The following is an 8,082-nucleotide window of genomic DNA, read 5'->3' as shown; positions in this document are numbered from 1 at the left end:
CGACGAGGCCGAATTGGCGCGGACGCTGCGGGCGCTGTCGCCCTCGGCAACACCCAATCCGCGACTGATCGCGGTGGCCGATGCGCTGCTTGATCGCAACGGCCGCATGATCGAGGCGATCGAATCGATCGGCCGCGGTGCGGATGCCTTTGAAGGCACGCCCTTCGCGCTGAGGATCGACAGCTAGCTGCCCCCATGTCGTTGTTCGATTATCGGGTGCCTTCATTCGCCCAATCTTCATGCCCGTGCCGTATCCGGACAATGAACACGTCGTCGTCGGCTTCGATCCGGTAGACGACAAGATGGGCTTTGAAGGGATGGATACGCATCGGTGGCGCCAATTCAAGCCGCTCCCGCGCTATTCGGGGACTGGCAGCGATCAGGTCAAAGATCGTGAACAACTCGTCATGATACTGTCTGGCCTGCACAGCGCCCGAACAGGCGCACCCCTTGCTCGGCAATACCGACGATGTCCTCTTCCGCAGCTAAAGAAAGGCGAAATCCCACTACCCATTGCCGGATGGCTTTTCAGCGCGTTTAACCGCCTCCGTGAAAAGCGCGTCCCTGGATCGATTGCCGATGCCACTCTTCAAGCCATCGTCGACAAAGCGCTGCATGGCGGCAATCTTGTCATTGCGCTCCTGATCCCGACGGATCAAATCGCGCACATAGTCGCTCGCGTTGGCGTAACGGCCCGTTTCGGTTTGCGCCTCCACCCAATCTTTCATCGGGTCGGGCAATGATACGTTCATCGTTGCCATACTGGCCTCCATATCTCGTCCAGTATGGTCCGTTTTGGCAAAGTTTGTCAAAATCTCTTGTGCGGAAATCTCTTGTCCAAAAGCGCGATTGTCAGATACGCCCTCCGTCGCCTGGTTTGTTCAAGAGGACAGCGCTTGCCTTTCGATGCCAGACCACTGGTTTGGAGGCTACGTCAACCAGTCCGCGAGCTTCGCCTTGCGCACATCCCGCAGCAGGCTGATGAAGCCGTCGGCCTGATATTCCGCCGTCAGCCGGCCCTTCTCCGCCGTCGCGATGCTGGCATCGCCGACGACGCCGTTCGGGTTGAGATCGCTGGCGATCCAGGCGAAGGCATGGGTGCCGGTGTGGCGCAGGAGCGAAAGTTCGTTTTCGGCTTTGGCGACATTGGAAACGAAATTGTCGGCCTTGGCCATGTCGACGAGGTCCGGCCGGAAATGCAGCATCAGCGAGGTCTCGACATCGCCGCCATGGATGCCGTGGCGGTCCTCCAGTTCGGTGTACATGCCGGCCGGGCGGCCGAACCGTTGCCAGCTGGTCTTTACCGCCAGCATCTTTCCGCGCACGCGCAATTCGCGCGTGACGATGCCCATGATCTCCTCGTTGCCGCCATGCGAATTGACCACGACCAGCTTGCGCACGCCAGCGCGCGCGATCGACAGGCCAAGCTCGGTCCAGGCTTCGATCAGCGTCGTTGCCGGCAAAGTGAGGGTGCCCGGCGCGTGCAGATGTTCGTTCGACTTGCCCACCGCCTGAACCGGCAGGATGCGGATGTCGAGATCGTCGGGCAGACGCGAAATGACCGTGTCGAGCATGCCGTTCATGATCGAGGTGTCGGTCGAGACAGGCAGATGCGGGCCATGCTGCTCGATCGCCGCCACCGGCAGCACGGCGATCGTCGCCTCCGGATCGATCGAGGCGTATTCGGTGGTCCGGTAGTCGCCCCACCACACGCGTTTCTTCGCAACAGTCATGTCATGCCTCTTCGATGAACGGCCAGACCTAGCGCGGCGGAGGTTGTCTGTCGATCACCCGGCCGCGATAGCCTCGACCTCGACCTTGAATTCGGGTCGGGCAAAGCCGGAGACGATCATCAGCGTCGAGGCCGGCGCGGGGCTGGAAAACAGCCGGTCGCGGACATCCATATAGGGCCGCAGATGCGCGCGGTCGGTGACATAGGCGTTGATACGGATGATGTCGCGTAGGCCCAGCCCGGCTTCGCCGAGGATCGCTTCGATGTTGCGGAAGCAGAGTTCGGCCTGCGCGCCGGCCTCTTCGGGAATCTGGTCGTCCGCGGTTATGGCAACCTGACCCGAGCACAGCACCAGCCGCTTTCCAGGCGGTACCTCGACGCCGTGGCTGTAGCGGGCAAAGGGCGGCTTGATCGACTTCGGGGTGAGGAATCTGAACATGGCAATCTCCTGGGTGCCGCCAGCCTAAAGCCGGACCCATTACACCTTCAAGATGGCGGTGCATGTTGCCCGGGCGATTGTGGACAGCCGTTCAAAAAATAGGCACGATGCCTTTCGTACAGCATGACCCGTCCGCGCTTGGCATGGCAACGTCTTTCAAGCGGGCGGCCCCGGCGCCAGACGCCGGTGGCATGTGTCTTGCTTCTTGAATCTTTGGTGTCGAGCCTGGCGCGTGGCGCGCCGGAGCAAACAGAGGGTGGTGTGGATGTACGGAAAACAGAAGATCTCGGTGGCGGCGGTGGCCCTGCTTGCAGCCAGCACGCTGGGTGCTGCTGCGAATGAGAAAGTCACCTTCGGCACCAACTGGTTGGCCCAGCCGGAGCATGGTGGATATTATCAGTCCGTGGCGGACGGCACCTACGCCGCCTGCGGCCTCGACGTCACCATCATGCAGGGCGGTCCGCAGGTCAGCGGCCGACCGCTGCTGCTGGCCGGCAAGATCGATTTCTACATGGGCGGCAATCTGCTGTCGGCTTTCGATGCCGTCCAGCAAGGCATTCCCATGCGCGTGGTGGCGGCGGACTTCCAGAAGGACCCGCAGGTCATCATGTCCCACCCCGGCGAAGGGCTCGACAAATGGGAGGACCTGAAGAACGCCGACCAGTACATATTGGGCGACGAGGGCGTGCAGACCTTCTTCCAGTGGATGGTCATCGAACTCGGCTTCGACGCTTCCAAGCGCGCGCCCTACACCTACAACACCGCTCCCTTCCTCGCCAACAAGAAGTCGATCCAGCAGGGCTACGTCACCTCGGAGCCGTTCGCGGTCAAGAAGGAAGGCGGCTTCGTGCCGAACCAGTTCCTGCTCGCCGACTATGGCTGGGACACCTATTCGACGACGATCGAGGTGATGCAGGATACGATCGACAAGAAGCCGGAGGTGGTCCAGTGCTTCGTCGATGGCTCGGCCAAGGGCTGGTACAAATATCTGTACGGCGACAACAAGGCCGCCAACGACATGATCAAGAAAGACAATCCCGATATGAGCGACGAGCAGATCGCGTTCTCGATCGAGCAGATGAAGAAGTTCGGCCTTGCCGATTCCGGCGACACCGAAAAGCTCGGCATCGGCGCCATGACCGACGAGCGGATCAAGAATTTCTACGACAAGATGGTCAAGGCCAAGGTCACGCCAGCCGGCATCGACATCAAGAAGGCCTACACGCTGACCTTCATCAACAAAGGCGTCGGGCTCGAGCTGAAGAAATAGGCCGGTCCCGGTATGATAAGGGAAAAGGTGGCGCAAGCGCCGGCTGCATCGGGTGCGGCCCCGACGCTTCTGGCGCTGCGTGGCGTCGGCAAGGTTTTCTCCAACGGCGTGACGGCGCTCAACGATGTCGACCTGACCATCAGGGAAGGCGATTTCCTCAGCCTGCTCGGGCCGTCGGGTTGCGGCAAGTCGACGGCGCTGCGGCTGATCGCCGGCCTGTCGACGCCGACCTCCGGCGTGCTCGACTGGCGCGGCGGCGGCTCAGCTGACCGCTCGAACATCGGCTTCGTCTTTCAGGAGCCGACGCTGCTGCCCTGGGCCAACATCTTCGACAATGTCTGGCTGCCGCTGCGGCTGAAAGGTATTTCCCGTGCCAAGGCGGCACCTGCGGTGACGGAAATGCTGGCGCGGGTTCACCTGACCGGTTTCGAAGACGCGGTGCCGCGCGAACTGTCCGGCGGCATGAAGATGCGCGTCTCGATCGCACGCGCCATGGTGACCAAACCGCGCGTGCTGCTGATGGACGAACCGTTCGCGGCACTCGACGAGATCACCCGCTTCAAGCTCAACAATGATCTCCTGGAACTGTGGCAGGACGAACGCTTCACCGTCGTCTTCGTCACCCACAGCGTCTTTGAAAGCGTGTTCCTGTCCAACCGCGTCGTTGTCATGGCGGCGCGGCCGGGCCGGGTGTTCGACGAACTTGCCATCGAGGCCTCCTATCCGCGCGATGAGGCGTTTCGCACCTCGCCCGACTATGCGGCACTGTGCCGTCAGGCTTCCGATGTGCTGGTCAAGGCCATCAATTCAACAGCAGGCGCGCATCATGACGGCCATTGACGAGCGGGCGCTCGAACTCGACCCCGAGGAGGCGCGCCGCGTGCGCCAGGCGCGGTTCGAGCGGATCGGCCGATGGGTGCTGCCGCTGGCGATCATGATCCTGGCGATCTGGCTGTGGGATCGCATCTGCGTCTGGAATGAGATTCCGCAATACATCCTGCCACGCCCGGGCGTGGTTCTGTGGACACTCTACAACGATGCCGGCTTGCTGTTTTCCTCGCTGCTGGTGACCTTGCGCATCACCTTCCTCAGCCTGGCTCTGGCGGTCATCGGCGGGGTCGGGCTGGCGGTGCTGTTCGCACAATCGAAATGGGTGGAGATGTCGTTCTTCCCCTTCGCCATCGTGCTGCAGGTGACGCCGATCGTGGCGATCTTTCCGCTGATCAACATCTATGTGAACGACCAGACGACCAAGCTTCTGCTGTGCGCCTGGATCGTCGCCTTCTTTCCGATCCTGTCCAACACCACGCTTGGCCTCAACTCCGTCGACCGCAATCTGCGCGACATGTTCAAGCTCAACGGCGCGACGCGCTGGCAGCAACTGCGCTATCTCAGGCTGCCGGCCGCGATGCCCTATTTCCTCGGTGGGCTGAAGATCGCCGGAGGCCTGTCGCTGATCGGCGCGGTGGTGGCGGAGTTCGTCGCCGGCACCACCGGCCAGTCGTCCGGCCTTGCCTCGCGCATCATCGAGGCCGGCTACCGGCTCAACGCGCCGCGGCTGTTCGCGGCGCTGTTCCTGATCTCGCTGACCGGCATTTTGATCTTCCTCGTGCTGTCGCTGATTTCGCATCTCATTTTGCGGCGCTGGCACGAAAGCGCGCTGAAGCAGGAGCGCTAGGATGACTGAAAGGTTGGCGCGAAGCGCCCCCCTCTGTCCTGCCGGACATCTCCCCCTCAAGGGGGGAGATTGGCTGTTGTCACGACCTTCGCCAATCTCCAACGTTGAAAAAAAAGATCCGGCGCGGACGCTGCCAATCTCCCCCCTTGAGGGGGAGATGTCCGGCAGGACAGAGGGGGGCAACGCTTGATACCAACCTTCGGCTCTTACCATCTCGCCAATGTTCGCCTTCATCGCTCACTGGCACCAGGCCTTTCCGCGCCCTTCGATGCTGACGGCTTCGGGCTTGCCGACATCGCTGTGGCCGACGGGAAGATTTCCAGCATCACCGCGCATGGCCGATCCGCCGATGCGATTGACCTCGCCGGCCGTATAATCCTCCCATGCTTCGTCGACTGCCACACGCATATCGACAAAGGCCATATCTGGCCGCGGAAACCAAATCCCGATGGCACCTTCATGGGCGCGCTGAATGCCGCCGGAGCCGATCGCGTGGCACGCTGGAGCGCCGAGGATTTGGCGCGGCGGATGGATTTTTCACTGCGCTGCGCCTACGCCCATGGCACCCGGGCGCTGCGCACCCACATCGACAGCGTCGCGCCGCAGGAGGAGATCTCCTGGCCAGTGTTCGAGACGATGCGCGAGGCATGGTGCGGCCGTATCGAATTGCAGGGCGCCTGTTTGCTCGGCATCGAAGGCGTGCGCGACAAAAAGTGGTTCGACAGACTGGCAAAAAGGGTTGCCGCGGCAAAGGGCGTGCTCGGTGTCGTCACCTATATGGTGCCGGACCTCGAAGAACTGCTCGACCATGTCTTCGCGCAAGCGATCAAGCATGGCCTCGATCTCGATTTCCATGCCGACGAGACCGATGATATCTCCGCCATATCGTTGAAGAAGATCGCCGAGGCCGCTCTCTGGAACGGTTTCGAAGGAAAGATCCTCGTCGGCCATTGCTGCTCGCTCGCGCGCCAGCCGGACCTCGATGTGCTCGATACGCTGGACAAAGTGGCGAAGGCCGGGCTCGCCGTCGTCTCGCTGCCGATGTGCAATCTCTATCTGCAGGACCGGCGCGGCGACCAAACCACGCCGCGCTGGCGCGGTGTGACGCTGCTGCACGAGATGAAGGCGAGGGGCATTCCGGTGGCAGTCGCTTCCGACAACACGCGTGATCCCTTCTACGCCTATGGCGATCTCGACATGCTGGAGGTCTACCGCATGGCGACGCGCATCCTGCATTTGGACCATCCGGTCGCCGACTGGCCGCAAGCGGTCACCGCGACGCCGGCCAAGGTGATGCGGCTTGATGGCTTCGGCACGCTTGCCGCCGGCGGCGATGCCGATTTCATCCTGTTCAAAGGCCGAAGCTGGACGGAATTGCTCTCGCGACCCGAATCGGATCGCATCGTGGTGCGCGGCGGCAAGGCGATCGACCGGCAATTGCCCGACTATGCCGAACTCGACGAACTGATGGTGGGATAATGGACGTTTCGGCGCTCAAACGCGATCTCGAAGGCCTGAAGGTCGACGACAATCCGGCCATCGTCCAGCAGAAGAGCCGCGATTTCTACTGGTACAGCCCGGTGTTGAAGCAGCAGTTGGACCATGTCACCGGCGACCTGATCGTGACGCCGAAGAACGAGGCCGAACTGATCCGCGTGCTTGCCGCCTGTCACCGCCATGGCGTGCCGGTGACGCCGCGCGGCAGCGGCACCGGCAATTACGGCCAGGCGATGCCGCTCTCCGGCGGCGTCGTGCTCAACCTTGCCGAGATGAACGAGATCAAGTCGATCGCGCCAGGTCGCGTGGTGACCGGGCCGGGGGCCATCCTGGCCGATATCGACAAGGCAACGCGGGCGCATTCCGGGCAGGAACTGCGGCTGTCGCCGTCCACCTACAACACCGCTTCGATCGGCGGCTTCATCGCCGGCGGTTCGGGCGGCGTCGGTTCGATCAATTTCGGCGGCCTGCGCGATTTCGGCAATGTGCTGCGCCTGCGTGTGGTGACGATGGAGGCCGAACCGAAAGCGCTCGAACTCACCGGCGAGGATCTGCACAAGGTCACCCACGCCTATGGCACCAACGGCATCATATCGGAGGTCGAGATGCCGCTGACCGCGGCCTATGAATGGATCGATGTCATCGTTGGCTTCGACGCTTTCATGGATGTCGCCCGGTATGGCAATGCGCTGGCATGTCAGGACGGTATCCTGACCAAGCTGATCACGCCGATAGCCGCACCCGTGCCGCAACTCTATTTCAAGCGGCACCAGAAGTTCCTCCGGGAAGGGCAAAGCATCTGCGTCGTCATGGTGGCGCGGCACGGGCTGGACGCTTTCCTTGCCTTCACCCGCCGTGCCGGTGGCGAGGTGATCTACAATGCGGCCACGGCGACGCCGGACGAGAAAAAGGGCCTGCCGCCGGCCTATGAATTGGCCTGGAACCACACCACGCTGAGGGCGCTGCGCGTCGATCCTTCGATTACCTATCTGCAGTCGCTCTATCCCTTTCCCAACCAGCTGGCGCTGGTCGAGAAGATGGATGCGATGTTTCCCGGCGAGGTGTTCTCGCATCTGGAGTTCGTACGGCTGGACGGCAACATCACCTGCTTCGGCCTGCCGCTGGTCAAGTTCACCACCGAGGCGCGGCTCGACGAGATCGTGCGTCTGCATGAAGCGAATGGCTGCCCGATCTTCAACCCGCATCGCTACACGCTGGAAGAGGGCGGCATGAAGCAGACCGACGCGGTGCAGCTTGCCTTCAAGCGCGAAACCGATCCGCAAGGCCTGCTCAACCCCGGCAAGATGATCGCCTGGGAGAACCCGGACTATGACTACCGGTCGGGCCGGACATTCCTTTTCAAGGGGCTGCAGAGGGCAAGCTGATGACCAGCGTGTGGCGCTGCACCCCCCTCTGGCCTGCCGGCCATCTCCCCCTCAAGGGGGGAGATTGGCGGTTTCCCCGTT

At 62.2% G+C, this 8,082-nt stretch carries 8 protein-coding genes and 2 pseudogenes; 6 read left to right on the top strand and 4 right to left on the bottom strand.

Going from position 1 to position 8,082, the window contains the following annotated elements; genetic code table 11:
* A pseudogene (locus EN893_RS10630) lies at positions 1–187 on the top strand (protein tyrosine phosphatase); the annotation flags it as partial.
* A 22-nt stretch (positions 188–209) separates the two neighbouring features.
* Here EN893_RS10630 and EN893_RS10625 read toward each other — a convergent pair.
* The 4 genes and pseudogenes from EN893_RS10625 to EN893_RS10610 form a co-directional block, all read right to left on the bottom strand.
* Positions 210–507, bottom strand: a pseudogene (locus EN893_RS10625) (type II toxin-antitoxin system RelE/ParE family toxin).
* Positions 507–761, bottom strand: coding sequence for a type II toxin-antitoxin system ParD family antitoxin (locus EN893_RS10620; RefSeq protein WP_127271993.1), 255 nt, complete (start codon positions 759–761; stop codon positions 507–509). The pseudogene EN893_RS10625 and the gene EN893_RS10620 overlap by 1 nt, the downstream one beginning before the upstream one ends.
* Before the next feature lie 168 nt (positions 762–929).
* Positions 930–1,733: a creatininase family protein gene (locus tag EN893_RS10615; protein ID WP_127272560.1), complete on the bottom strand. Its 804-nt coding sequence runs from the start codon at positions 1,731–1,733 to the stop codon at positions 930–932.
* 54 nt (positions 1,734–1,787) lie between these two features.
* Complete coding sequence (locus EN893_RS10610) at positions 1,788–2,171, bottom strand: RidA family protein (RefSeq protein ID WP_127271694.1); 384 nt, start codon at positions 2,169–2,171, stop codon at positions 1,788–1,790.
* A 265-nt stretch (positions 2,172–2,436) separates the two neighbouring features.
* Here EN893_RS10610 and EN893_RS10605 point away from each other — a divergent pair, with 265 nt between their 5' ends.
* The 5 genes from EN893_RS10605 (at position 2,437) to EN893_RS10585 (ending at position 8,001) form a co-directional block, all read left to right on the top strand.
* Positions 2,437–3,441 (top strand): ABC transporter substrate-binding protein, encoded by a 1,005-nt coding sequence (locus EN893_RS10605; protein WP_127272561.1) that lies wholly within the window; start codon positions 2,437–2,439, stop codon positions 3,439–3,441.
* A 12-nt stretch (positions 3,442–3,453) separates the two neighbouring features.
* The gene (locus EN893_RS10600) at positions 3,454–4,281 is read left to right on the top strand and encodes an ABC transporter ATP-binding protein (RefSeq protein WP_127272562.1); all 828 of its coding nucleotides are present in this window, start codon (positions 3,454–3,456) and stop codon (positions 4,279–4,281) included.
* Positions 4,268–5,119 carry an ABC transporter permease gene (locus EN893_RS10595; RefSeq protein ID WP_127268481.1) on the top strand — a complete coding sequence of 284 codons (852 nt, stop codon included), beginning with the start codon at positions 4,268–4,270 and terminating at the stop codon, positions 5,117–5,119. Before EN893_RS10600 ends, EN893_RS10595 begins: the two co-directional genes overlap by 14 nt.
* A gap of 186 nt (positions 5,120–5,305) precedes the next feature.
* A complete protein-coding gene (locus EN893_RS10590) occupies positions 5,306–6,598 on the top strand; it encodes a cytosine deaminase (RefSeq protein WP_127268480.1) in 1,293 nt (430 codons plus the stop codon).
* Positions 6,598–8,001 carry an FAD-binding oxidoreductase gene (locus tag EN893_RS10585; protein WP_127268479.1) on the top strand — a complete coding sequence of 468 codons (1,404 nt, stop codon included), beginning with the start codon at positions 6,598–6,600 and terminating at the stop codon, positions 7,999–8,001. The genes EN893_RS10590 and EN893_RS10585 overlap by 1 nt, the downstream gene beginning before the upstream one ends.
* Positions 8,002–8,082 lie beyond the last annotated feature (81 nt).

Origin of the sequence: Mesorhizobium sp. M7A.F.Ca.CA.004.04.2.1 (assembly GCF_004022825.1) — a bacterium.
In the GTDB taxonomy this organism is placed as follows: Bacteria; Pseudomonadota; Alphaproteobacteria; order Rhizobiales; family Rhizobiaceae; genus Mesorhizobium.
This window is presented reverse-complemented; position numbering and strand designations above follow the sequence as displayed.